Origin of the sequence: Chryseobacterium sp. MP_3.2 (genome assembly GCF_035984805.1) — a bacterium.
Taxonomy (GTDB): domain Bacteria; phylum Bacteroidota; class Bacteroidia; order Flavobacteriales; family Weeksellaceae; genus Kaistella.
Genome location: NZ_JAXCHW010000006.1, coordinates 89,329 through 115,927 on the forward strand (window position 1 = coordinate 89,329; position 26,599 = coordinate 115,927).

Below are 26,599 nucleotides of genomic sequence, written 5' to 3' on the forward strand. Positions count from 1 at the left end.
ACAATTACTTGAAATTGGAGTTGATTATCACATCATTCGCATTTGTCACTTCTTCCTTTTGCATCTTTCTTGCAAAAATTTCCAAAAAAAAATCAGCTATAATGATAGCTGATTTTCGAAGTATAAGAATTGATCTAATTGATGGAAATACTTCCACCACTGCTCTTCTCATTGCTCAATATATTTAAATTTCCTTTGCGCGTTACATTAATATCGCCCGAGGAACTTGCTGCAGCATTCAACTCGTTAGAAACGGAAACACGGATATCTCCACTGCTCGATGCTTTTAAATCAGCATATGCTACAATTAATTTTTGCGCATTTAAATCTCCAGAAGAAGAAGCGGTTAAATTTGCATTTTTCGCTTTTCCAGAAATAGTAATGTCTCCAGAGGAAGTGGCTTCGGATGTTAAATCAACTGCCCAAACTTGACCCGTAAAACTTCCCGAGCTGGAAACGTCGATGGTCATGTCGTTGGCTTCTAAATTTCCTGTAATGTCTGCAGAGCTGGAAACTTGAATGATTGTCTTTTCCTGCGTGAATTTATCTTTAATATTTATCGTAGCCGAAGAGCTTGCTCGAACGGCCGAAAAATCTTTCGCGAAAATCTTTACGCCTACATTTCTGGCAGAAATATTTGAACCTGATTTAAAATGAATATATAATTTTCCGTTCACATTTTCCACGATGATGTCCTCCAAAATATCAGAAGGCGCCGTAACCACCACTTTTTCCTCCTCTGCTTTTTCCACTTCTGCATTAATAGATTGTACGACTTTAATTTCGTCAAAAGTCATATTATAGACCTTATTTTTTATCGTTCCGGTACCAATTTTTGGCGTCATGTTTAGAGAAAAACCTTCGTCTAACTTTACGTTGCAAGAGGATAGTGCAAGAAATAGAGACAAGGCAGAAATAGTTACTGTTTTCATAGTTTAAATTTTAGAAGAATAGTTTAGGGAGTTAAAGATAAATTATAAATGAATATCTTTATACTTTAATAACAATTTACGAATGAAAAATATTACATCTGTTTTTTTAATTTCCACATTGGCAATCACTTCTGCTTGTACCACTATGAAAACTACTGATAAAGATCCCACAGAAATTCCTGCACCCGATGCAAGTTTATCTTCTAATCCATTTATGACGAAAAGTTCTCTGCAATACCAAGCACCGGAATTTGATAAGATAAAGGATGACCATTTTAAACCCGCTTTTGAGTATGGAATGAGAGTTCAATTGGCGGAAATTGAAAATATTGCGAACAATTCTGCCGCGCCAACTTTTGAAAATACAATTCTCGCCTTAGAAAATAGTGGCGAAATTTTGCGTAGAGCCCAAATTGTTTTTTATAATCTTACAGGATCTAATACCAATCCTGCATTGCAGGCTTTAGAAGAAGAATATGCACCCATCTTTTCTGGTCTTACGGACAAAATATATTTGAATGAGAAATTATTCTCCAGAATCAAAGCCATTAATAATGAAGGTTTAGGAGCTGAAGAAAAAAGAGTTTTAGATTTGTACACCACTAATTTCAAAATTGCCGGTGCTGATCTTTCTGCTGATGATAAAGTGAAAGTTAAAAAGATCAACGAAGAATTGGCAACGCTTTCTACCCAATTTTCCAATAAATTATTGGATGCGCGTAAAAATGGAGCATTAGTTATTTCCGATGTTAAAGAATTAGACGGTCTTTCTCAAGATGAGATTGATGCCGCTGCTGCGGATGCTAAAAGTGCTGGGCAACCGGGAAAATATCTTTTAGCCTTACAAAATACCACGCAACAACCTCTTCTTCAAAATTTAAAAAACAGAGCAACCAGAGAAAAGTTATTTAAAGCCTCTTGGTACCGTGCAGAAAAAGGAAATGCAGATGACACCAGAACTATTTTGGAAAGAGAAGCAAAACTAAGAATGCAAAAAGCCCAGGTTTTAGGCAAAAAATCTTTCGCTGAATGGAAATTGCAGGATCAGATGGCAAAAACACCAGAAAATGCCATGAATCTTTTGGCACAATTGGCCAAACCAGCCGTGGAAACTGCGAAAAGAGAAAGCAATGAAATTCAAAGCTTAATCGACAAACAAAAAGGAGGATTTACGGTTGAACCTTGGGATTGGAATTTTTACGCTGAACAAGTTCGAAAAGAGAAATTTGATTTAGATGAAAATGAAATCAAACCTTATTTTGAAGTAACCACCGTTTTAGAAAAAGGAGTTTTCTTTGCAGCAGAAAAATTTTACGGCATCACATTTAAAGAAAGAAAAGATGTTCCAGTGTATCATCCAGATGTTGTAGCATATGAAGTTTTTGATAGAGATGGCCAATCATTAGCGATTTATTACTTAGATTTCTATACCCGAGACAATAAGAATGGTGGAGCTTGGATGAGCAATTTTGTGGAGCAATCTCATTTGTTAAAACAAAAACCAGTTATTGTAAACGTATTTAATTACCAAAAGCCGGCGGAAGGCAAACCTTCTTTAATTTCTTATGATGATGTTTCTACCATGTTCCATGAATTTGGTCATACCTTGCACGGACTGTTTGCGAATCAGAAATACCTTTCCATTTCGGGGACCAACGTTCCGCGGGATTTTGTAGAATTTCCTTCTCAGATCAATGAGTTTTTCGCACTGGAACCAGCTGTTCTAAAAAATTATGCGATTCACTATCAGACAAAAAAACCGATGCCGCAGACTTTGGTGGACAAAATTAAAAAAGCGGCCACCTTTAATCAGGGTTATTCTACAACAGAATTGGTTTCTGCTGCAATTTTGGATATGAATTGGCATTCTGTAACGGATGAATCTCAATTTAAACCGGCTTTAGATTTCGAGAAAAGTGTCTTAAATAAATATGGATTTACCTTAAATGCAGTTCCACCAAGATATCATACTCCTTATTTCGCACATATTTGGGGCGGTGGATATTCTGCAGGATATTATGCATACATGTGGAGTGATATGTTAAATGCCGATGCTTGGGACTGGATTTCTACGCATGGCGGAATGACCCGCGAGAACGGTGATCTCTTCCGTAAACATATTTTGTCGGTAGGTAATTCTGTAGATTTAAATACTGCATTTAAAGAATTCACAGGGAGAAATCCGACGATTCAACCTTTGTTGAAAAATAAAGGATTCATTAAATAAGAAAATTAAAATAATCAATTTTAACCGCAGAGATCTCTGCGGTTTTTTTATGAAAACTTTCGGGATTTTCTTGGCATTAATTTTTTACGCGTTTTTGTCATTCCGTAGGAATCTCTGCAAAATTCAAATTAATTACATTATTTACAACATAATGAAAGAATAAACTTAAAAGAGAATATTCTTTCTTGCGTTAATTCTGATGTGCAGAACATTCGTGAAAGGATATGATGACTGCAAACTTACTTTGACTAGCGATAACTCTTGGACTTTCGCTCAATTTTTTTTCGAAAGGCAAACAACCTCAAATTCTAGCCCGGATGGAAGTGGAAATCCTGCCATTGCGATTGTACAATTATGTTAAACGGATTAGTTCTCATCATTCGCAATGACAGATTGAAGCGTACAGCCGGAAACAATTTTCGGAGAAGAAATATGCTTCATTGCTTCAAAAAAATACTTAATTTTGTAATCAAATAAATAAGAATGCCGAAAATTTCTCAGCGTGCCCAGAATATGCCCGCTTCGCCGGTTAGAAAACTGGTTCCTTACGCCTTACTTGCGAAACAAAAAGGAATAAAAGTTTATCATTTAAATATCGGGCAACCTGATATAGAAACACCCCAATCTGCTCTGGATGCGGTGAAAAATAATGATTTAAAAATCTTTGAGTATGCGCTTTCCGAGGGAAATTTAGAGTACAGATCGGCTTTGAATTCTTACTATCATTCTTTAGGTTTTACAGATTTAACTCCGGATAATTTTATTGTGACCAATGGAGGTTCCGAAGCTTTAAATTTTGCGCTTTCCACTTTATGTGATGCAGCTGATGAAGTGATTATTCCAGAACCTTATTATGCGAATTACAATGGTTTTGCAAGCACTTTTAATGTCACTGTAGTTGCGGTGACTTCTACTATTGATTCTGGTTTTGCTTTGCCGCCGATTGAGGATTTTGAGAAAAAAATTACGTCAAAAACGAAAGCGATATTAATCTGTAATCCTGGTAATCCAACGGGTTATTTGTATACGAGAGAAGAGTTGCAAAAATTAGCAGATATTGCTTTGAAACATGATATCGTCATCATTTCTGATGAAGTTTATAGAGAATACGTTTACGATGGGAAACAGCAGGTTTCTATGTTTGAGTTTCCAGAAATTGCTGAAAATTGCATTATCATTGACTCAGAATCAAAACGCTATTCTATGTGTGGCGTTCGAATTGGATCATTAATTACAAGGTCCAAAAAGATTCATGATGCAGCCATGCTTTTTGCACAGGCAAGATTGAGTCCGGTTCTTTTGGGCCAAATTGCAGCAGCAGCAGCCCATCAAAATGATGCAGATTATATTTTAAAAGTTCGAGCAGAATACACGCACCGCAGAAATGTTTTGGTGGATTTGCTGAACGGAATTCCGGGTGTAGTTTGCCCGAAACCCAAAGGTGCCTTTTATTGCGCCGTAGAACTTCCTGTAGATGATACTGATAAATTTGCGCAGTGGCTTTTAGAAAGTTACTCACATAACAACGAAACCATTATGGTGGCTCCGATGAGCGGATTTTACAGCAATCCTGAATTGGGTAAAAAACAAGTGCGGATTGCCTATGTTTTAAATGAAGTTGATTTAAGGAGAAGTGTAGAATTGCTGAATGATGCGCTGCAGAAATATAAGATTGAATTTAATCTCTAATTAAATAAATTCATGGTTAAAAAAATAAAAAATTACATGCTTTTACCTTTGCTAGCAATTTTAGTTTGTAGTTGTACAAACACGATGCAGAATAATTCATCGAAAAGTAGCGACATCAGTTCCGTCTCTTATTCAAAAACATTAGGAAGAGCGGGTTTTCTAAAGATTGTAGCGACAAAAGACTCTTTGATTTCCACAAAATATGGAAGTGCGTTTAACGATAATCCGGAAGTTAAACGGAAAATTGATGCTGCAGACTGGAACAAAATTGTTTCTTCCATTAATATCGAGATGATTAAAAAAATCAAAAGTGGCGAAGGACAAGGTCATTACGATGGTCCGGATGAAATCTTCGAAATTACGACTTCAGATCATAAGTATACTTTGATGAATGTGGCAGATTCTGCGCAGTACAAGCAACTTGGAAATCTGAAAAACGTTATTAAAAAAATTACGTCTTCCCAAAAATAATGCAGGAAAACATATCCTTAAAACCTTACAATACTTTTGGAGTTGAGGTTTCTGCAAGATATTTCGCAGATGTGCAAACTTTGGAGGAATTACTTCAAGCACTCAATTACTCAAAAACTCAGAAACTTCCACTTCTTATTCTTGGGGGCGGAAGTAATTTGTTGTTTACGAAAGATTTTGATGGATTGGTTATTCAGTTGAATTTGAAAGGTATTACGGAAGAAATTATATCTGAAAATGAAGTTTTAGTAACCTCAAAAGCGGGCGAAAACTGGCATGAATTTGTACAGTTCTGTTTGGATAGAAATTACGGTGGTTTAGAAAATTTATCTCTCATTCCAGGGAATGTTGGAACGTCGCCAATGCAAAATATTGGTGCGTACGGAACTGAAATTAAAGACACTTTCGTGAGTTGTAAAGTTTTGAATTTAGAAACTTTAGTAATTGAAGAATTTGACCACGAAAAATGCAATTTCGGTTACCGAGAATCTATATTTAAAAGAGCAGGAAAAGGAAAATATGTAATTTTGGACGTGACTTTTAAACTGACTCGAAAAAAACATTCCATCAAAACTGAATATGGCGCAATCCAAGCAGAACTGAAAAATTTAGGAATAGAAAACTTCGACAAGCTCAGTGTAACCATTCAAGATATTTCTAAAGCCGTTATCAACATCAGACAAAGTAAATTACCCGATCCCAAAGTTCTCGGAAATGCGGGAAGTTTCTTCAAAAATCCAACAATTCCATTATCTCAATTTGAAAATTTGAAACAAAAATTTTCAATTATTCCAGGTTATCCAAACGGAAATTTTGTAAAAGTTCCTGCAGGTTGGCTCATCGAACAGTGCGGATGGAAAGGAAAACAAATTGGAAATGTGGCTTCTCATGAACTTCAAAGTTTAGTAATCATCAACAAAACGGGAAAAGCGTCAGGAAAAGAGATTTATGATTTTTCTACGATGATCATTGGGTCGGTAAAAGAAAAATTTGGAATTGAGTTGGAACGGGAAGTTAATATTTTATAATTTCTTTAAAAATAATTGCCAAAGAAATATCTGTTTAAAAAAATTGGAGAGGAAGTTCACTAATTATATATACTAAGACATTACAATTTTCTTTCTAAACATAATAGGAATTTTTTGAGGAGCTGACTTATAATGTCTTTTTTGAAGCGTGAATATCGGAAGTTGATTAAATACTATTAGAGCGAATTTTTAGAGGAATTGATGTTTACAGAGGTTCTTATGAAGAGAAGTGTTTTCAGGAATTAAGTAATTGGGCGAGATGATTTTCCTCGTATTATCACAGAATTAAAGGAGTTGAAAATTTTTAGAATATTGTAAATATTTAATTCATAAATGTTTGTCTATATAAAATATTCTTCGTTATTTTGCACTCTGAAATATTTACTAGAAATAAAGAACATCGAGATATGTCAAGAATTTGCCAAATAACAGGAAAGCGTGCCATGGTAGGAAACAATGTTTCTCACGCTAATAACAAAACAAAACGTCGTTTTGAAATTAACTTATTGGAGAAGAAATTTTACCTTCCAGAGCAAGAGAAATCGGTAACTTTAAAAGTTACTGCTCATGGATTGAGAATCATCAATAGAATTGGGATTGAAGAAGCAATCTTACGTGCAACTAGAAACGGGTTTATTAAATAAGAAATCATGGCAAAAAAAGGAAATAGAGTACAGGTGATTTTGGAGTGCACAGAGCACAAAGAAACTGGTGTAGCAGGAATGTCAAGATACATTACCACGAAAAATAAAAAGAACACAACAGAGAGATTAGAATTGAAAAAATTTAATCCGGTTCTCAAGAAATATACCCTTCACAAAGAAATCAAGTAATTTTTAAAAGAATAAAAGATGGCAAAGAAAGTAGTAGCAACCCTTCAGGGTGGTGCAGGTTCTAAAAAAATGACCAAAGTAGTGAAAATGGTAAAATCCGCAAAAAGTGGTGCTTACGTTTTCGAAGAAAGAGTAATGAATGCTGACGAAGTAGAAGGTTTTTTGAAAAAATAATTCTTTTGCCTGGCAAATACCATATATAACTATCCAATTTTTTGGATAGTTTTTTTGTTATCTTTGTTTTCGCCGAAAATAGGGTGATTTCATAAATTTAATTCGTAAATCTAAAGAATGAGTTGGTTCAAGAAAGTATTTAAAAAAGAAGAGAAAGAAACTTTGGATAAGGGATTGGAAAAATCCAACCAAGGTTTTTTTGAAAAAATTTCCAAAGCCGTTGTCGGTAAAAGTAAAGTTGATGACGAAGTTCTTGATGATCTGGAAGAAATTCTTATCGCCTCTGATGTTGGTGCATCTACCACCATTAAAATCATTGAACGGATAGAAAATCGGGTTGCTCGCGATAAATTTGTGAATACTGATGAGCTAGACACTATTTTAAGGGAAGAAATTTCTGGATTATTGTTAGAAAATCCTCATGCATCTACAGGAAATATCGATGAGAGTAAAAAACCATACGTGATCATGGTTGTAGGAGTAAACGGTGTTGGCAAAACAACAACCATTGGAAAGCTTGCGCATCAGTTTAAATCTGAGGGACGAAATGTAGTTTTAGGTGCGGCAGATACTTTTCGTGCGGCAGCGGTAGATCAATTGGTAATTTGGAGTGAAAGAGTTGGTGTTCCCATTGTCAAGCAGAATATGGGATCAGATCCTGCTTCTGTAGCGTTCGATACTGTTCAAAGCGCAGTTGCCAATAATGCAGATGTTGTAATTATAGATACCGCCGGACGATTACATAATAAGGTGAATCTGATGAATGAATTGACCAAGATTAAACGAGTGATGCAAAAAGTAATTCCAGATGCTCCACATGAAATTTTATTAGTTTTAGATGGTTCTACAGGTCAGAACGCTTTTGAACAAGCGAAACAATTTACAGCCGCCACAGAAGTTAATGCTTTGGCAGTGACCAAATTAGATGGAACTGCGAAAGGCGGAGTGGTGATAGGGATTTCTGATCAATTTCAAATTCCTGTAAAATATATTGGCGTAGGAGAAAAAATGACAGACCTTCAATTGTTTAATGGAACAGAATTTGTAGATTCATTTTTCAGAAAGAGGAAATAGAAATAATTCTTTAATCTAAAAATAAACTTAAACTTTTTATTAACATTAAAATCTTAAAACTATGGGTATTTTAACATGGATCATATTTGGTCTTATCGCAGGTGCAATCGCTAAATTCATTATGCCAGGAAACCAAAACATGGGTTGGTTATTAACAATTGTTCTGGGAATTATTGGAGCGTATGTTGGCGCTTTTGTTGGTCAACTTCTTGGATTTGGAGATGTAGACGGATTTAACATAGGTAGTATGTTTATCGCTATTGCTGGGGCATTGCTTGTCCTTTGGATCTACGGCATGGCCACAAAGAGAGGATAAGATCTTATCTAAAAAATAAAAATCCCGAACTAAATTTTAGTTCGGGATTTTTTATTCGATTTCTAAAGCATCAATCAAATTTAATTTGAAACGGCATTTCCATCATAACGCCGCTTTTTAATTTTGGATTGGTAATTTGCTGGAACATTTGGAAGTTTTCTTCCCCCATTTTATTTTTAATTATTCGAGTTGAAATTTGATCTTCGTCCATTGATTTAAAAATTTGTTCAAACTTATTTACTTTCTTCGGGTACGAAGTAACTTGAAAATCTTTTACTTTTGCTTTGGATGCTGCAAATTTCACAGCGTCATTCAATGTTCCCAGTTCATCAACAAGACCAATTTCTTTTGCGCGTGTACCACTCCAAACTCTTCCACCACCAATTTCATCAATTTGTTCAAAAGATTTTTTTCTATTTTCTGTTACGAAATAGACAAATCTCTTGTAAGTCTGCTCTACGCTTCTATTCATCATGGCCAATCCTCCTGCGGAAATTCCATTGATTGGAGAAAACATATTTGAGTTTGCATTGGTTGTTACCGCATGGGAACTTAAACCATTTTTATTTGCTACATCTTTAAAATAGGGAATCATTCCGAATACGCCAATGGAACCCGTTAAAGTATTGGGTTCAGAATAAATTTTATCTGCGGCCATGGCAATATAATAACCGCCGGAAGCTGCATAATCTCCAAATGATACTACAACAGGTTTTTTCTTTTTCAACTGAGCCATTTCAAAAAGAATTTCATCTGATGCATTCGCACTTCCTCCCGGCGAATTGATTCGAAAAACTACGGCTTTTACTTTATCGTCTGCTGCAATCTTTTTAATATCCTTTACGAAATTATCTGCATAAATATTATCATATCCTTCACCATTGTAAATTGCTCCAGAAGCATAGAGAACTGCTATTTGAGTATCGACATTTGAATCTTTATCGGAATAGGAATTGATGTATTTATTAAAAGAGATTTTCTGAAGTTTATCTTTTTCTTTTAGATTCAATTTGTTTTTAAGTAATTGGTCATACTCTGTCTTTTGAATCAATTTATCAGCGAGTTTGTTTTGAAGACTCAGCTCAGGAATTATACCATATAAACTATCTACAACAGTACGGAACTGTGAAGAATCCATTTTTCGGGATGTTGCTATTTTCGCTGAATTCACGGACCATATGTCATTTAATAAAGTAGAAAGCTGTTCTCTGTTTTCTGGTGACATATCATCTCGCAAAAATGGTTCTACCGCCGCTTTGTATTTACCATGGCGAATAACTTGAATACCGATTCCAAATTTCTCTGTGAAACTTTTCATGTACAAAACTTCTGTGGATAATCCCTTTAAGTCAATGCCACCCGCAGGATTTAAAAAATATTGGTCTGCTACAGAACCTAGATAATAAGCAGGTTGTGACACTACATTACCGTATGCGTAAACAAATTTCCCACTTTTCTTAAAGTCTTCTAAAGCTGCACGTACATTATCTAATTGTGTCATTCCCGCACGGATACCGTCAGTTTCTATGCTAATCCCTTTAATTTTGTCGTCTGTTTTCGCATTTTTGATGGCTTCTAAGATGTCATAAAGAAGAAGGCTTTTCGTTTGGTCTCCAAAGGCGAAGAGGTCTGGATTATCTTCAGATGGACTATCAATAATTCCTGTTTTAAAATCTAAAGTAAGAATGGAATTTGACTTAACCGAGGGTTTTTGATCACTGAAAGCACTTGCTGCTACCAATAAAATCAGAGATAGGAAAAAAAGACCCACTATAATCATTATAGCGACTATATTTGCTAAAACGTTTTTGAAAAAACTTTTCATAAAATTTTATTATTTTCACAATATGTCGCACCATAACGTCACTTTGTTACTCGGAAGTAATTTGGGAGATACAATTAAAAATATTGAAACTGCATTATCCTTATTAGAGAGGGATGTGGGGCAAATTTTAAAGAGCTCTCCTATTTTAATGAGCCAGCCTGTAGAATTTGTCAGTATGAATATTTTTTGTAATATTGCAATAGTAATAAAAACGCATTTTTCGCCCTTAAAACTTTTGAATTCCGTAAAAAATATTGAAAAGGAAATGGGTAGATTAGAGGATTCATCAGCTACACAACAGTACACGGACCGATTGATAGACATTGATATTGTGCAGTATGAGGGTCTTGTCTTCGAGTCAGAAACTTTATTGATTCCGCATTACAAGCATGTGTTTGAAAGAAGTTTTTCTCAGGAATTATTAAAAAATTTAAAAACACAATAAAACATTAAATATGAAACTAGGTTTATTTTTAGCATTTATGCTTCCTATGGTTTTCTATGCGCAGGACTCTACTGCCGTGAACAATGATTACCCCAATACTTTCTCTAGTGGTTCTGCCAATGTTGCAAAGTTTGACAATTCAGCCAGGAGGTTTAATGATTGGGCAATTTCCGTAGGTGGAGGTGCCGCATTTTTGGCGAAGGGAGATTTAACTTCTTTTTACGACAAAAAAATTAATTGGGGCTGGAACGCTTACGTAAGTTTGGATAAACAAATTACCCATACTTTCGGTGCTAGTCTTCAGTATGCAATGGGCGAGAGTAACCAGAGAGGTCAATTACCTGGAGCAGAAGGAGTGAAAGCTGGAGTTGCAGATGCTTATACCAAATATCAGCAAGTCTCAATTCTGGGAGATATTAACTTTTCTAATTTGTTGAGAAGGGTAGATAATAAATCTCCATACAGATGGGCTTTACATGGTTACGCTGGAGGAGGACTTCAAGCGTATGAAACCCTTTTAATTGATAAGGATATTTCAAATTACAATCCAAGAACTTTTCCACTTGCTGTAAATCAAAAATTTGATTTTTCATCATTTTTTGTCCAAACTGGTGTTGGATTAAAATATAAGGCTTCCAAAGTAATTGATATAGAGCTGAGAACAATGTACATCATTAGTGGTGATGAAGAATTTGACGGAGGTGGTGATTTAAGAGATACAGGTTCCCCAAGAATTAATTATAATTTAATTAATGATTCTTATAGTGATGATATGTTAACTGTTAATTTGGGTTTATCATTTAAACTAGGAAAGCATATTTCACATTTAGCGTGGCATGATCCATTGCAAGAAGCGTACAGCAGAGTAAATGCCTTAGAAAATTCTACAAATGAATTTATCGTTTGCGAAAAAGGCGACAGTGACAATGATGGCGTTTGCGATGATTGGGACAGACAATTAGGTACACCATCTGGAGCTAGAGTAGACGGTGCTGGTGTAGCATTAGACATGGACTTAGACGGAACGATCGATTTATATGATAAATGCGTTACCGTTCCAGGACCGATTGAAAATAATGGTTGCCCGCTTAATAGTGCAGTTAATTAAAAGTCAATACTCAAAATGGTATGAAATTTGATATCGGTGCAAGAATGTTTTATGTTAAGATTATCATAAATTAACATTAGATCTTATAAAATACTTACAACCTAAAAAAAATAAATTATGAAACTAAATTTAATAATCGCAGCATTAGCACTTCCTGTTGCAATGTGTGCACAAGATTCTGTCGCGGTTTCTGCAGAAGGGTATCCAAATACTTATTCTTCAGGATCTGCAAACGTTTCTCCCTTCACTCAAGATTCGAAACGATTTAATGACTGGGCAATTTCTGCGGGAGCGGGTGTTCCTCTTCTTCAGTCTGGAGATTTAACGTCCATTAAAAATGGTAACGGAAAAAATATTTTCGGTTATTCTGCTTACTTAAGTGTTGACAAAGCAATTACTCATGCATTTGGAATCAATCTTCAATATGACAGAGGAGAAACTAGACAAGGTTGGTTTAATACGAAAACTGACAATGCTACTGGTACTGATTTTCAAGATGTAGGTGCACGAACTCAATATGATGCTTTATCTTTGATTGGAGACGTTAACTTCTCTAATTTATTAAGAAGAGTAGATAATAAATCTCCATATAGATGGGCTTTACATGGTTATGCAGGAGTAGGAACTATGGCATACAGAGCATATTTAGAAGATGCGAAAGGACAAAGATTACAAACAGAGATTAAACCTTTCAGCTTAAGCTCTATGTTTGGTCAAGCTGGTGCTGGTCTAAAATATAAAGTAAACAGAAGAATCGATGTAGAAGGTAGAGTAATGTATGTGGTTACTGGAGATGATCAGTTTGATGGTGGTGGAGCTCAGTACAGCCCTATCAACATGAGAGAAGATCAGATTTCTGATAACTTTTTGAACGCAACTTTAGGACTTTCTCTTAAATTAGGAAAGCATCAGTCTCATTTAATGTGGCATGACCCATTGCAGGAAATTTATTACAAATTAGATGTTTTGGCAGATAAAAACCAAGATGTTGAAGTGTGTAAAAAAGGAGATGCAGATAATGATGGCGTTTGCGATGATTGGGACAGACAACTTGATACTCCTGCAGGAGCGAGAGTTGATGGAGCAGGTGTTGCATTGGATACAGATTTAGATGGAGTGATTGACTTGTATGACAAGTGTGTTACTGTTCCTGGTCCAGTAGAAAATAATGGTTGTCCTACTTCAACTACAGTTACAGATAATACAAGAACTTTGGAAGGAATTGAATTCGATTTAAATTCAGATCGTATTTTACCTTCTAACACTCCAATCTTAAATAACGCCGTTAATTATATCAACTCCTCTACAGGAACATATAATGTAATCGGTGCTACAGATACAAGAGCATCTGATGCTTACAATCAAAATTTGTCTGAAAGAAGAGCAAATAATGTTAAAAATTATTTAATGCAAAATGGTGTTACTACAGGTAAGCTAGATGCATTGGGTAGAGGTGAAAAAGACCTTAAATATCCAGAATGTGAACCAGCTACTAAATGTCCAGAATGGAAAAATAGAGCAAACAGAAGAGTTTACTTCGAAGCTAAATAATATAGCATTTCATTCATATTAAAGCCACGCATTGCGTGGCTTTTTTTGTTTCTTGATTATTGTTTACCTATTTTTACAAGATGATTTCGCCACAGGATTTCCAAAATTTAAAGATGCAAACCCTTTCTCATTTTTGGGGGTATGATGCATTTAAAGATAGTCAGGAAGAAATTATAGATGCTGTGATTTCGGGAAAAGATACGTTGGCTTTACTACCAACAGGTGGTGGAAAATCAATGTGCTACCAATTGCCGGCACTTATTTTAGAAGGTACATGTTTGGTGATTTCACCGCTTTTGGCTTTGATGAAAGATCAGGTTTTTCAATTGAAGAATAATGGGATAGAAGCGGAATATCTCTCCTCGGAATTAGATGAATATGAAGCGGAAATAATTTTTAACCGATGTAAATCTGGCCTTACAAAATTGCTTTATTTAAGTCCAGAGCGCCTTACCAATAGGTTATTTCTTCAACATTTAGAAGAGATTCAAGTTTCTTTTATTGCGGTAGATGAAGCACACTGTATTTCAGAATGGGGTCAGGATTTTCGGCCAAGCTATCAAAACATCAAACAGTTCAGAGAAAATCTGAAAAAAATACCCGTTTTAGCTTTAACAGCAACCGCAACCCCAAAAGTTCTACAAGAAATTCAACTCAAACTCAATTTACGGGGAACTTCAATTTTTCAGAAAAGTTTTCGACGAACCAATATCAAAATCATCTCGGATCAAGTTTCAGATAAATATGAAAGAATTTTAAATTTGATGAAATTTAATAATTCATCTGGAATTATTTATGTCAGAAGCCGTAAAGAAACGGAGGAACTTACCCATTTTCTTCGAAAAAATGACATTAAAAATGTGGATTATTTTCATGCTGGTTTGCCAGTAAAAGAGAAAAATGAGAAACAAAATTATTGGATTAAAAGTCATAATCATGTTTTAGTTTCGACCAATGCCTTTGGAATGGGAATAGATAAGGACCAAGTTCGGTTTGTTGCACATTTTTCTCCGCCACAGTCTTTGGAGAATTATTATCAAGAGATTGGTAGAGCAGGGAGAGATGGCTTGGAGTCTTTTGCATTTCTGTTATGGAATGATCAGGAGCTCCGTAACTTTGATGAAATTTTGTACAGACAGATTCCAAATAAAGCAGAATTTCAAAATATGGTCACTTATCTTTATTCTTGCTTTCAAATTGCAGAAAATGATTTGCCCGAAAATATTTTTCAGCTCCACGTTTCACGAATTCAGAATTATACAAAATATACTTTTGCCAAAATTAACAATGTCCTAAATTTCTTGCATCATCAGGAAATTATATTCATGAACACGTATCAATCCCTGTCTACCATAGAAATGAAAATTAAGCCAGACGAACTTGATTTGTTGGCTAAAAAAGATGCTTATTTTATGGAGTTACTTTTTAGAAATGTCTCGGGATTGAATACCCATAAGCAAAAACTAAGTGAATTAAACTTTAGCAAAAAAATTGGTTCAGAAATTCACGTTGTTAAGGAGCGGATCCGTGAAATGCAACAAAAAAAGTATTTGGAGTATATTGATGGAAACATGTCCAGCATAAAATTTCTCAAACATCGGGATGATCGTGCGATTGGTGGTCAATATTGGAATCTTTTTGAGCAAATTCAAAAAAATAAGATCCAAAAGTGGGAAGAGATGAAGTTCTTTGTGCAAAATACAGACTTCTGTAAAATGAAAATGATACTTTCTTATTTCGGTGAAAAAAATGTTAAGAATTGTGGCAAATGTTCCGTTTGTGATCAGCAAAAAGAGCAAGTTTTCGGAAGAAATATCGGTACGGAAATAATTCAAATTTTGCAACAAAAACCCTCCAGTGTGGAAGAGATTTCTATGCGTTTAAATTATTTTGAGAAAGAAAATATCTTAGAAAACCTTATTCATCTCTTGGATTCAGGAAAGGTAAAAATGCTCAATTTTAGAACTTATACTTTGGCTTGAAAATAGAATACATGCCAAAATTTTATTAACACCTCTACTTTCAATTTTACATGAAATCATTAAAAATAGTATTCTTCGGAACTCCAGAATTTGCCAAAACTTCATTAGAAGCAATTCATCAATCCATTCATCAAGTAGTGGGTGTAGTTACGGTCGCAGATAAAGCGAGTGGACGTGGGCAAAAAATGAATCAGTCTGCAGTGAAAAGTTTTGCCGTAGAAAATGATTTGGCACTTTTTCAACCAGAAAAATTACGCGACGAAGAATTTTTAGCTCATATGAAAGCTTTGGAAGCAGATGTATTTGTAGTTGTTGCTTTTCGAATGATGCCGAAAATTTTATTTGAAATGCCTAAAATCGGGACTTTTAATCTTCACGCATCTTTATTGCCAGATTATCGTGGAGCCGCACCTATTAATTATGCCCTCATTAATGGAGAGAAAAAAACCGGAGCGACCTCTTTTTTCATCAATGAAAAGATTGATGAGGGAAATATTCTTTTGCAAGAGGAATTGGACATCCTACCGACAGAAAATGCGGGGGATCTTCATGATCGTTTAATGGAGATGGGTGCAAAATTAGTTGTAAAAACTTTAGATGGTTTGGCAGAAAATAGCATTCAAGAAAAACCGCAACCTGAAGTAGAAACTCCGAAAAACGCTTTTAAAATATTTAAAGAAAACACCAGGATTAATTGGGGACAACCGGCTGAAACCATATTTAATTTTATTCGGGGAATGTCTCCTTATCCGGCTGCATTCACTATTCTGAAAATTGGTGAAGAACATAAATCCTTAAAAATATTTAAAGGGAAATTTGAGAAATTAGAATCGTCAAATCACACAGGAACTGTAGAAATTAATAAACATACTTTTAAAATCTTTGTAGGAGATGGTTTTTATGAACCTTTAGAACTTCAATTAGAAGGTAAAAAAAGGATGAATGTAAAAGACTTTTTAAATGGATTTCGCGATTATGAAAATATTACTATAGCAGTTGATTAATTTCTATTCTTCAACAGAACCCAACCTTTATAGTTTACAATAAGCCCAGAATCAGGTTCTGTCCATTGTAAAATATACCAATACGTTCCCGTTGCGAGTGCCCGTCCATTACTTTTGCCATCCCAAATGAAAGGTTCTTTCTGTGTTTGAAAAATGGCAGCACCAAAACGATCGTAGATTTCAATCTTTACATCTTTTTTAATTTTTAATTCAGAGTAATCTAAGGTATCGTTATAGCCATCGTCATTTGGTGTGATTACATTAATCAAGTTAATAATTAAAAAATCTTTATTTACAGTTTCACAGTTTTGAGAATCTGTAACATTAATTGTGTGTATCCCGCGTGCAATATTTTGAAAGACATTGGAACTTTGAAACGGTCCATTATCTATGGAATAAAGATATGGAGGCGTTCCTCCAGTCACGGATACTGTTGCTGTACTCCCAGTAACTTCAATATTACTAATCACGGGAAGTTCTGACGCAAAAATTGTCACATTCTGTCGGTATATGCATCCATTAAAACCTAAATCTACATAATATTCGCCTACCGGAGCAGAAATTGAAGAAGTGTTTTCTCCTGTACTCCAAAGATAAGAATCAAAGCCAAGACCCGCTTCTATAATGGTTTCAGCGGTGGGACAAATGGTTTGATCAATGAGCTCAGTTGATTTTTTCGGACTTTTAAAAACAATGGTCAGTTCTCCTATTGTCGGACATTCTGTAGCGCTTTCAAATCTGACATAAAAAGTTTCGGTTTGAGAAAGCGTTTGTGAAGAAGATATTGGATTTAATTTCACCTGTGCATCAGTCCCTGTTTTGTAATAGGTGGAAGTTACTGCGGCGTCTGTTGTAAAAAAACTTTTATAATCTCCTAATTGAACAGTGACATTTCCCGTTAGTGCATTATCACAAACTGAAGTTGAAACTACACTAGTTAAAATCGTAATAGAATTTCCAATTTTCAATTCAAACTGTCCAAATTGGGTGGTGCAACCTGCAATATTTTCAATTCGAAAATAAATTAAAGTATTTGTAGCGTAACTGAAATCATTAGGTAGAAAGTTGCTTGCTCCAATTTGTTGATCAGATGAATCCAGATAATATTTTACAATAAAATCCGAAGTAAAGTTTGAAATAATCTGCGGATTGATGTCTGAAAATTTAACCGTTGCATTTCCATTAAAATTATCATCGCAAAAGGTGGGATTGAAATTACTCAGATTAATTTGAGCAGTTGGTGCTAATTGTAAATTAATATTAGCCGTTTCTTCACAATCAAAGGGCGACAAAATTTTCGCATAAACCGTTTTGGGTAATGTGGTGAAAGTGGTGAAATTTAGAATAGGCTGCGTAAGCGCACCATCAGAATAATATTGAATGGTGTTATTCGGATCCGTGGAATTTTGAGCTAATGTTAGGTTATAAGTTCCGGTTCCATCTGCATTAGCACAGACTTTTAAAATTGCGTTTTTTGTTTCCAAAACTTTAAGGTCAATGGTAACTTTAAAAAACTCAGAATCTTCTGGGGAACCATTTCCTTCAATATAGTAAACGAAGAAATCGCTGATATTTGTTGTTAAAGATGCATTCGGAATATAAGTTATGATTCCTGTTGTACCATTTATAGTTGCAGTTCCAGATGTTCCCTGCACTCGGATTTTTGTTTTAGATGGTACTATAGTTTGCGTAGAAGCAGTAAAATTGGGTTGAATTAAAATTGATTTACAGCTTCCAATAATGTAATTGCTGGTAGAAATTGGTGCACAAATTAAAAATTGATACGGGGTGGTTAATTTCGTATCGCAGTTCGTTTTGGTAATAATGCAGGTGTAATCTCCGCTACCATATTGCTGTGGATTAAGAAAATAAGTAGTTTCAGTTGACAGAAGCACACCATTCAGGTACCATTTGTATTGATCATAAGAATCATCAACCTGCAAAAGAACCCCAGAAAAACAGTCGCCCGTTTTAGAAATTACTGGGACCGAGCTGAAACCCGCAAAATATCCACCGTAGCCAACTGCACCATCACCTGAAGCGATTCCTGCAGTGACAGATTTGGTAGAGTTTACAGTGATATTACCGGATACATTTAGAACATTATAAGTAACCCAACCTGGATTTCCTGTTACTTGAAAAGGTCCTTGAGTTCCAGAAAGTGGAGTTCCATTAACACTCACAGAAGCGCCAACTTCAGTGATGATATTGAGCTTCGCATTATAGGAGGTGATTCCAATTTTATTGATATCAGAAATCTCATCAATGTTATTGGGTAAAAAACAACTCAATGCCGGGATAAAATTAAAGCCTCCAGTTGCGTAAGGATTTCCATTTTCTACACCCGCCAAAAGTTGATATAAATAAATATTTTTGGAAGACTTAATGCTCATATTATAATGACTATCTCCTTGATCTTGATAATAGGGAGAATCAGCAATAAAATATTCACCTTCGTTTAAAGTGATAGGAACAGAGACACCATTAATGATAAGCGTGGTATTATCTTCTGTAGCTACAATTAAGCCCGACTCCATATTGTTAAAGGGCGGACCATTCCCTTTAACCAATACAAATTCATTTCCCAATCTTTCAATTGGAACGGACTGGTCCATTAAAATATCGTTATTACTAGAATTTTCGTTGGTGTAAATAGCGTTGTAATTTCCATTTGTAACTGCAATAGGTTGGTCAGCTTCAATTTTAGCACCAATTAATCCTTCAAGATTTGCCGTAGCACCTGTACTGATTACATTTACGATGTAAGATTCTCCTCTATTTAAAGTAGCAGTTTTCGTAGGAGTTGTTGTCCCATCAAAAAATACTATTGCTGGATCATAACCAGAAATATTTACAGTGGTATTATCTTCTGTAGCAATTATCCCAATGGTCGAAGTCACGTATCGTTGCGCAGATGCGGTTCTCGCCATGGCCGCGAAAAATGTTTTCCCTACACCAGCTAATCCTTTGGAGGTTATGATCTCTGCATGATTAGGAACCACAAATCTGAAATTAGCAAAAAATCTTTTCGATCCTTTAACGTAAAGTCCCATGGATACAGGCTTAAACATATCTGCTAAATCTGCAGAAATCATTTTTTCAAAAGGAATATCTACTGCTAACGGATTTCCTTTGGAAATTTGCACTGTTTTAAACAAGATGTTTCCTTGAAAAATATCCACGTTGAAAGGGGTCGTTTCACTGGTTGAAAGATAAAGATAACTCTCCACATTCAGCGGTCCATTTCGTGGCACACTTGCCGCAAAAGGTGCAAACCAGTGGTCTGTATCCAGCTGTGCATGGTAAGATCCGAAGATCATCAACATCAGAATTAAGTAGATTTTTTTCAAAGAAGGGGAATTATATTAAGCTTGTAAAAATACCTTTAAAAAGCCGAAAAAAAAATCTCTTTCTAAAAAATAGAAAGAGATTTTATTATGTTTAATTCTGATGATTAAGCAAGACTAACTCTTACGAAACCAACTACTTTAAGATCTGCATTTACAGACTTTACATAATCCGCAACTGAAGTACTACCATCTTTAATAAAAGCTTGGTGAACCAATGTATTGTCTTTGTAGAATTTCTGCATTTTACCTTTCAAGATATTGTCAATAATATTTGCAGGTTTCCCTTCTTTCATTAACAATTCACGCTCGATTTCTAATTCCTTGTCAATTGTTTCTTGGGAAACCATAGTTTCATCCAAAGCAATTGGCTTCATTGCAGCAACCTGCATAGAAACAGACTTAGCAACTTCTGCAGCTCCATCTACATCAGCAGAAAGCGAAGTAATTGCCGCAATTTTATTTCCTGCGTGAATGTACGCTCCTAAGAAAGGACCTTCAATACTTTCGAAAGAACCGATTTCAATTTTTTCTCCGATTAAACCTGTTTGAGCGATTAATTTATCAGCAACGGTAGAACCATCAAAATCTGCAGCTAAAAATTCTTCTTTCGTTTTTCCTACAGCAACTTCTGCTAATGCATGTGCTAGTTTTACAAAATCATCATTTTTTGCTACGAAATCTGTCTCACAGTTTAAAGCAATAATTGCACCCACAGTATTGTCTGCATTAACTTTAGCAATTACAGCACCTTCATGAGAATCTCTGTCTGCTCTGTTCGCTGCAACTTTTTGTCCTTTTTTTCTAAGGTTATCAATTGCTTTGTCAAAATCTCCTTCAGCTTCTACTAATGCTTTTTTGCAGTCCATCATTCCTGCTCCAGTAATATTTCTTAATTTAGCTACATCTGCAGCAACCGGTGTGTACATATTTTTTCTTTTTTAATATTAAATTTGATTAATTTAGCTTTTTTAGGGCGGTGCAAAGATAATAAAATTCACACAAACTAAAAAGAAGATTTAATCGTTATCTCTAAAATTGCAACTTCTAAAAAACGCTTCTTTTTATGTACAAATATTTATTTTTTCTTTCCGTATTTTTTTCTTCATTGAGTTTCGCACAATCCAGTTATACCGCAGCTCAAGTGGAGAAAAGTACAGATATTAAGGTGATTGCTAGTTTTATAAAGAGCAATCCAACGCATCCCAAAACGCCAGAATTTAGAAGAAAATTGGTAGCGGTAATGAATAATGACAAACCCGCGACCCAAAAAGCTGCTGTTGCGAAACCTACGGTAAAACCCATCAGTACCACTAAATTGAAAACGGCTATTAAAAGAGATGTGGCGAAAGACGGATCCAATGATAAAAATAAAAGAACGGCAGATCTGCTGAATCACTTATTCAATACAGATCCCTCCAGCAAAACCGCTTATGTTCAAATTGTTAACAAATCCAAATGCAATTTGATAGTTAAAATTAGTGGAAAGCGATATTACAACTTAGATGTTCCGGCAAACAATCAGAATTTTATCTTAATCGATAAGGGAACTTACACCATTACAACATCTGTATGTGACGCCAAATATAGCAGCAGTAAAAACATTAATAAGGATATTGTGATTACATTGAATTCTCCAAAGTAGGGTAGCAAGTGAATGATTACTTTTTAAAAATATGGAAATCTTTCGTGAGTTCTAAATATTCATCGGAATATTCTCGTGGAGATTTCTCTATGGTGAATTCTTGTTCTTCAAATTCTTTTTCTCCTAAACCAAATTCTAAAATCAATCGCTTTGGTGTGGAATCTTTGATGCCATATATCATTACTTTTCGATGAAGGTGCAATTGATTTTCCGTGGCGATTTTGTAAAGAACTTCTCCGGCCTCAAAAGGAATAATTAAAGATAAAATTCCGTTTTTTGATAATAAAATTGCAGACTTTGATATTAAATTTTCAAAATTCAAATCTGTTTGCTGCCTTGCAATCCGATCTTTAAGAGAAGGATTTTCTTCGAAATAAGGCGGATTAGAAATGATGAGATCAAATTTCATCTCTGTTTCAAACTCTTTAAAGTCAGAAAGAAGAGCTAGTAGTTGATCAGAATAGGGTGATTGAGAAAAATTTTGAGAGGCAACAGAAACTGCTTCTTTAGTAATATCAAGTGCTACAATATTTGCTTCTGCGTTTCTCTGTGCCACCATTAGACCAATCAGTCCTGTTCCAGTTCCTACTTCTAAAACATTTTGTGCAGATTCTACTGAAGACAAAGCTCCTAACAAAACTCCATCCGTGCCCACCCGAAAAACATTTTTCGATTGCGCAATTGAGAAATTTTTAAATTGAAAAGGCTTCATTTATGCAAATTGGACAATAAAATTGCAAGATTTTTAGAGATTGGTCGGTAGTAAGATGGTGAATGTAGATCCTTTGCCAACCTCAGATTGCACAGAGATTTCACCTTTATAATCTTCAACCATTTTTCTCACCATGGTTAATCCTAATCCAGTGCCACTTGTTTTAGAGGTAAAGTTGGGTTCGAAGATTCGTCCATATAATTCTTTAGGAATTCCTACTCCGTTATCAGTGATTGAAATTTCTACTCTTTTTTGGCATTGTTCTACATCAATATTGATAGCGCTTTCCCGATCTTCAGAAAGCGCTTGTCTAGCATTACCCACTAAATTGGTGATAATTCTAGAAAGATAAATCTTGTCCATATCTATCATAATCGAATCTTTGTTCGCATGAAAATAAATTTTTTCATCGCTAAAAACATGGATGATATCTTTAATTTCTTGATTGAGGTCAAAGATTTCATTTGTCTTTTCTGGTAGTTGTGCAAATTGAGAAAATGCATTGGCCACATTTGCCACCAAATCAATCTGATCAACTAATGTTCTACTCAGATTTTTCACTTTTTCACCAATTTTTGGATCATTACAGTCAAATTTTCTTTCAAAATTTTGAATCGTCAGTTTCATTGGGGTTAACGGGTTTTTCACTTCATGTGCAACTTGTTTTGCCATTTCTCGCCATGCTTCTTCTTTTTCTTTGAAGCTAAGGCGTTCTTTTTGATCTTTTATTTGAAGAATCATTTGATTATAGGCTTTCACAAGTTGGTTAAGCTCGTCATTGTGATAATACTTGATGGGTTGCGGTTCTTGATCCAGAAGATTTACATTATTAATTAAATCAGAAAATTTGGTAACAGTTTTCGTCAGATTGTTAGAAATAATCCAGCTGAGCCAAATGGCAAATGCAATGATAAATAGGTTCACTATGATAATGTAATTAACATACTTATTAAAAACATTAATGTAAGAGCTGTCATTATGGTAGTAAGGAAAATAAACAATAGCGATGGGTTCCAGCATATTGTTCTTTAAAATAGTAAAAGAGGAAGTTACATTAGCATCTGTATTTTGATCGAAGGTTTGATAGTCTACACGCTTATCACTCTTCAAAATTTTATTAACAATGTCTAGAGGAACTTTTTTTTGGGGGATTAAATTTAAATCTTTATTAGAGATAATAAACTCACCTTTTAAATCGTAAATAATGATGTCTTGATTATTAACATCTGCAATTTCATAGATTTCGTTGGCTAAAACATTTTGTAAATCTTCAGTGGAAACATGTTTATCACTTACAGCATAATCCAATGTAGAAAGTAGAGATTCTGATTTTTTTTGTAAGTCAGTCCGACTTTGCTCGGTGGCATTGTTTCTTAGAATAAAAAAAGATAGTACCGCAGATCCTACAATACTGAGCAAACAAATAATAAGGAAACCCCCAAAAACCTTGTTCCTTAAACGATATCCTTTATAGTGAGAGAGTGGCATTATTTTTCATCAATTTCGTTATGTACTTGCCGATAATATCAAATTCTAAATTGACCATATCACCGATTTTAAGATTTTTCATGTTGGTGAACTCCCATGTATAAGGAATTAATGCGACAGAAAAGGTATTATTTTCACTCTTCGCAACAGTTAAACTAATCCCATTTACAGTAATAGATCCCTGTGCTACAGTAGTAAAATCTTCTGTTTCTGAATATTGAATAGTTACGAAATAGCTTCCGTCTTTGTCTTCAATATTTTTTACCGTTCCGGTGCGGTCTACATGACCCTGAACAAGGTGTCCATCCAATCTGCCATCAAACTTCAAACAACGTTCCAAATTGATTTCGGAACCTGAATTCCATTGTCCCAAATTTGTTTTTATTAATGATTCAGCTATTGCGGTCACTCCATATTGATCACCATCAATTTCTACCACAGTAAGGCAGCATCCGTTATGAGCTAAGCTTTGATCAATTTTTAATTCCTGAGTAAAGGGACAGGTTAAAGTAAAATGAATGTTTTCGCCTTTTTTTTCAATATTTTGAACGATTCCGGTAGCTTCGATAATTCCAGTGAACATATTTTTTTAATTTAAGAGGGAAAATGGGAAGAAGTAAATTATATTTAAAAAGTTATTTCTAATTTCCTAAATTTGTGAAATTCTATTAATCATCAAAGGTAATAAAAATGAGTTCGAAAAATCCCAAAGTACGAGTAGGAATTTCCATAGGTGATTTCAATGGCATTGGTCCAGAAATTATTATGAAAGCGCTTAATGACAAATCGATTACTGATTTCTTTACTCCCATAATCTTTGGATCTGGCAAACTTTTTACCTATCAGAAAAATATTTTCAAGCTTCAACACAACTTTCATTACATCACAGAAATCAGCCAAGCTCACGGAGATAAAATCAACATGGTTAATCTCTGGAAAGACAATGTAAATGTAGAGTTGGGAACTCCGACAGAGGAATCAACAAAAATGGCCATCGAATCTTTAGAAGCTGCAACTAATGCACTGATGAATGATGAGATTGATGTCTTGGTTACCGCACCAATTAATAAGGACGAAATGATGAAACAAGGTTTTGCGCATGCAGGACACACTGGATATCTAGAAGAAAAATTTGGCAAAAAAGGCTTAATGTTTTTAGTGACTGAAGGTTTGAAAGTAGCGGTTTCTACACATCATATCCCTTTATCAAAGGTCGCGGAGAATATTTCTAAAGAAAAGATAAAAAAGCAAATCAAATTATTGAACCAATGCTTAATCGAAGATTTTCAAGTAGAGCGTCCAAAAATTGCAGTTTTAGGCCTAAATCCTCATTCTGGAGACGGCGGAGTAATTGGGACGGAAGAAATTGAGATTATTCAGCCCGCCATTAAAGAGCTTTTTGAAAATGGGATTTTAGCTTTCGGACCTTTTCCGGCAGATAGTTTTTTTCAACCCAATAAATTTAAAAATTATGATGCAGTATTAGCAATGTACCATGATCAAGGTTTAGCACCTTTTAAAACTTTGGCTTATGAAGAAGGGGTGAATTATACAGCGGGTTTGCCATTCATTAGAACTTCCCCCGACCATGGAGTCGCCTATGATATTGCAGGACAAAATATTGCGGATTCGCAAAGTTTTTCTGAAGCAATATTTATGGGAATCAAAATTTTTAAAAATAGAAGAGATTATAATGACTTGATGACGAACAGAATGCAACCTCGAAGAAACTCCTCAAACAACAATGCGGAAGAGGATTTACCCATAGATCGTCACAATTAAATAGCAGGTTAAAATAATAACTTAAGAATAGTTCTAAAATTTATTTGTATTATTAAAAAAATTGCATATTTTTGCACACTCATTTTATGGACAGACTAAGAAACTACGACATCGTGTTTTCGGGCCTGAAAAACGGGAAACACGAATTCCGATTTGAGATAGATAAAACGTTCTTTCAACTTTTCGATACAGAACAGGAATTTACAGAACCTAATTTGGTAGCAGAAATTCTCTTAGAGAAACACACTACTTTTTTGGAATTATGGATTAAAATTTTTGGTACGGTAAATTTAACATGTGATATTTCTAATGATCATTTCGACCATTCTTTAGAGAATGAAATTTCAGTTTTAGTGAAATTTGGAGAAGAATATGATGATAGCGGTGTAGATGTAATTACAATCCCAAAAACAGATTACGCCTTTAATGCGGCGCAATTGATTTATGAAAACGTAATGCTTTCTGTTCCAATGAAGAAAATTTCACCTGATATTTCTGAAGAAAACTTAAGAATATTAGAGCAGTTTACTCCAAAAGAAGAAATAAAAGAAGAACCGAAGAGTGATCCCCGGTGGGATGCACTGAAGAATTTAAAAGATAAAAATTAAAATAGTTTAAAATGATGAGATTTGAGCAATCAAAAACTCATCGCTCATCAACAAAATTATAACAAAATGGCACATCCTAAAAGAAGACAATCCTCAACAAGAAGAGATAAAAGAAGAACACACTATAAAGCGGTAGTTCCTCAATTGGCAAAAGATGCAACTTCAGGTGAAATGCATTTGTACCACAGAGCACACTGGTCTGAAGGCAAAATGTATTACAGAGGAAAAGTAGTAATGGAAAAAGCAGTAGAAGCTACCGAAGAAATCTAAAGACTTTCTTTAGAAAAACTTCAATTTTATACCAAAACCACTCAGAATTTACAATTTTGAGTGGTTTTTTGTTATTTTTTAGTGATTT

At 34.8% G+C, this 26,599-nt stretch carries 25 protein-coding genes; 18 read left to right on the forward strand and 7 right to left on the reverse strand.

All coding sequences use genetic code 11. From position 1 onward, the window contains the following. Window positions 1-134 precede the first annotated feature (134 nt). Window positions 135-932: a head GIN domain-containing protein gene (locus RCH13_RS09240; protein WP_326986951.1), complete on the reverse strand. Its 798-nt coding sequence runs from the start codon at window positions 930-932 to the stop codon at window positions 135-137. A gap of 82 nt (window positions 933-1,014) precedes the next feature. On the opposite strand from RCH13_RS09240, the gene RCH13_RS09245 reads away from it, so the two are divergent. The 9 genes from RCH13_RS09245 (at window position 1,015) to RCH13_RS09285 (ending at window position 8,744) form a co-directional block, all read left to right on the forward strand. Beyond that, the gene (locus tag RCH13_RS09245) at window positions 1,015-3,159 is read left to right on the forward strand and encodes a M3 family metallopeptidase (RefSeq protein WP_326986952.1); all 2,145 of its coding nucleotides are present in this window, start codon (window positions 1,015-1,017) and stop codon (window positions 3,157-3,159) included. A gap of 483 nt (window positions 3,160-3,642) precedes the next feature. Continuing rightward, entirely contained in the window at window positions 3,643-4,848 is a 1,206-nt protein-coding gene (locus tag RCH13_RS09250) for a pyridoxal phosphate-dependent aminotransferase (protein WP_326986954.1), read from the forward strand. 12 nt (window positions 4,849-4,860) lie between these two features. Further along, the gene (locus RCH13_RS09255; RefSeq protein WP_326986955.1) at window positions 4,861-5,319 is read left to right on the forward strand and encodes a hypothetical protein; all 459 of its coding nucleotides are present in this window, start codon (window positions 4,861-4,863) and stop codon (window positions 5,317-5,319) included. After that, complete coding sequence (gene murB / locus RCH13_RS09260; protein ID WP_326986956.1) at window positions 5,319-6,347, forward strand: UDP-N-acetylmuramate dehydrogenase; 1,029 nt, start codon at window positions 5,319-5,321, stop codon at window positions 6,345-6,347. Before RCH13_RS09255 ends, murB begins: the two co-directional genes overlap by 1 nt. 407 nt (window positions 6,348-6,754) lie before the next feature. After that, window positions 6,755-6,991, forward strand: a complete 237-nt coding sequence (gene rpmB, locus RCH13_RS09265) for a 50S ribosomal protein L28 (RefSeq protein WP_039348836.1) — start codon at window positions 6,755-6,757, stop codon at window positions 6,989-6,991. 6 nt (window positions 6,992-6,997) lie between these two features. After that, the gene (gene rpmG, locus RCH13_RS09270; RefSeq protein WP_015806891.1) at window positions 6,998-7,180 is read left to right on the forward strand and encodes a 50S ribosomal protein L33; all 183 of its coding nucleotides are present in this window, start codon (window positions 6,998-7,000) and stop codon (window positions 7,178-7,180) included. Between the two features lie 18 nt (window positions 7,181-7,198). Beyond that, entirely contained in the window at window positions 7,199-7,354 is a 156-nt protein-coding gene (locus tag RCH13_RS09275) for a DUF4295 family protein (protein ID WP_235142855.1), read from the forward strand. Between the two features lie 117 nt (window positions 7,355-7,471). Continuing rightward, on the forward strand, window positions 7,472-8,428 hold the full coding sequence (ftsY, locus tag RCH13_RS09280; protein ID WP_326986957.1) for a signal recognition particle-docking protein FtsY: 957 nt from the start codon (window positions 7,472-7,474) through the stop codon (window positions 8,426-8,428). Window positions 8,429-8,489: 61 nt separating this feature from the next. Then, complete coding sequence (locus tag RCH13_RS09285) at window positions 8,490-8,744, forward strand: GlsB/YeaQ/YmgE family stress response membrane protein (RefSeq protein ID WP_326986958.1); 255 nt, start codon at window positions 8,490-8,492, stop codon at window positions 8,742-8,744. 70 nt (window positions 8,745-8,814) lie between these two features. Here RCH13_RS09285 and sppA read toward each other — a convergent pair whose 3' ends face one another. Further along, window positions 8,815-10,569: a signal peptide peptidase SppA gene (sppA, locus tag RCH13_RS09290; RefSeq protein WP_326986959.1), complete on the reverse strand. Its 1,755-nt coding sequence runs from the start codon at window positions 10,567-10,569 to the stop codon at window positions 8,815-8,817. A 22-nt stretch (window positions 10,570-10,591) separates the two neighbouring features. Here sppA and folK point away from each other — a divergent pair, with 22 nt between their 5' ends. The 5 genes from folK to fmt all read left to right on the forward strand — a co-directional run bounded on the left by folK (window position 10,592) and on the right by fmt (window position 16,659). Next, on the forward strand, window positions 10,592-11,014 hold the full coding sequence (folK, locus tag RCH13_RS09295) for a 2-amino-4-hydroxy-6-hydroxymethyldihydropteridine diphosphokinase (RefSeq protein ID WP_326986960.1): 423 nt from the start codon (window positions 10,592-10,594) through the stop codon (window positions 11,012-11,014). Between the two features lie 10 nt (window positions 11,015-11,024). Then, window positions 11,025-12,122 carry an OmpA family protein gene (locus RCH13_RS09300; protein ID WP_326986961.1) on the forward strand — a complete coding sequence of 366 codons (1,098 nt, stop codon included), beginning with the start codon at window positions 11,025-11,027 and terminating at the stop codon, window positions 12,120-12,122. Between the two features lie 117 nt (window positions 12,123-12,239). Beyond that, window positions 12,240-13,673 (forward strand): OmpA family protein, encoded by a 1,434-nt coding sequence (locus RCH13_RS09305; protein WP_326986962.1) that lies wholly within the window; start codon window positions 12,240-12,242, stop codon window positions 13,671-13,673. An 80-nt stretch (window positions 13,674-13,753) separates the two neighbouring features. Next, entirely contained in the window at window positions 13,754-15,655 is a 1,902-nt protein-coding gene (locus RCH13_RS09310) for a RecQ family ATP-dependent DNA helicase (protein ID WP_442784627.1), read from the forward strand. A gap of 50 nt (window positions 15,656-15,705) precedes the next feature. Further along, a complete protein-coding gene (gene fmt, locus RCH13_RS09315; protein WP_326986964.1) occupies window positions 15,706-16,659 on the forward strand; it encodes a methionyl-tRNA formyltransferase in 954 nt (317 codons plus the stop codon). Here the strand turns inward: fmt and RCH13_RS09320 are convergent. Beyond that, entirely contained in the window at window positions 16,656-20,009 is a 3,354-nt protein-coding gene (locus tag RCH13_RS09320) for a T9SS type B sorting domain-containing protein (RefSeq protein ID WP_326986965.1), read from the reverse strand. The two genes, fmt and RCH13_RS09320, sit on opposite strands and share 4 nt — an antisense overlap. Window positions 20,010-20,113: 104 nt before the next feature. Beyond that, entirely contained in the window at window positions 20,114-20,935 is an 822-nt protein-coding gene (tsf, locus tag RCH13_RS09325) for a translation elongation factor Ts (RefSeq protein ID WP_326986966.1), read from the reverse strand. A 137-nt stretch (window positions 20,936-21,072) separates the two neighbouring features. On the opposite strand from tsf, the gene RCH13_RS09330 reads away from it, so the two are divergent. Next, a complete protein-coding gene (locus RCH13_RS09330) occupies window positions 21,073-21,651 on the forward strand; it encodes a DUF6759 domain-containing protein (protein WP_326986967.1) in 579 nt (192 codons plus the stop codon). Between the two features lie 16 nt (window positions 21,652-21,667). On the opposite strand, the gene RCH13_RS09335 is transcribed toward RCH13_RS09330, so the two are convergent. Genes RCH13_RS09335 through RCH13_RS09345 form a run of 3 tightly spaced genes read right to left on the reverse strand, consistent with a single transcriptional unit; the run spans window position 21,668 to window position 24,434 of the window. Then, complete coding sequence (locus RCH13_RS09335; RefSeq protein WP_326986968.1) at window positions 21,668-22,363, reverse strand: tRNA1(Val) (adenine(37)-N6)-methyltransferase; 696 nt, start codon at window positions 22,361-22,363, stop codon at window positions 21,668-21,670. A 33-nt stretch (window positions 22,364-22,396) separates the two neighbouring features. Next, entirely contained in the window at window positions 22,397-23,851 is a 1,455-nt protein-coding gene (locus RCH13_RS09340) for a sensor histidine kinase (RefSeq protein WP_326986969.1), read from the reverse strand. Continuing rightward, complete coding sequence (locus RCH13_RS09345; RefSeq protein WP_326986970.1) at window positions 23,832-24,434, reverse strand: riboflavin synthase; 603 nt, start codon at window positions 24,432-24,434, stop codon at window positions 23,832-23,834. Before RCH13_RS09345 ends, RCH13_RS09340 begins: the two co-directional genes overlap by 20 nt. Window positions 24,435-24,541: 107 nt before the next feature. On the opposite strand from RCH13_RS09345, the gene pdxA reads away from it, so the two are divergent. From pdxA to rpmF, 3 genes are all read left to right on the forward strand, one after another. Beyond that, the gene (gene pdxA, locus RCH13_RS09350; RefSeq protein WP_326986971.1) at window positions 24,542-25,633 is read left to right on the forward strand and encodes a 4-hydroxythreonine-4-phosphate dehydrogenase PdxA; all 1,092 of its coding nucleotides are present in this window, start codon (window positions 24,542-24,544) and stop codon (window positions 25,631-25,633) included. Window positions 25,634-25,719: 86 nt separating this feature from the next. Continuing rightward, on the forward strand, window positions 25,720-26,241 hold the full coding sequence (locus RCH13_RS09355; RefSeq protein ID WP_326986972.1) for a YceD family protein: 522 nt from the start codon (window positions 25,720-25,722) through the stop codon (window positions 26,239-26,241). Between the two features lie 66 nt (window positions 26,242-26,307). Continuing rightward, on the forward strand, window positions 26,308-26,511 hold the full coding sequence (rpmF, locus tag RCH13_RS09360) for a 50S ribosomal protein L32 (RefSeq protein ID WP_326987055.1): 204 nt from the start codon (window positions 26,308-26,310) through the stop codon (window positions 26,509-26,511). Window positions 26,512-26,599 lie beyond the last annotated feature (88 nt).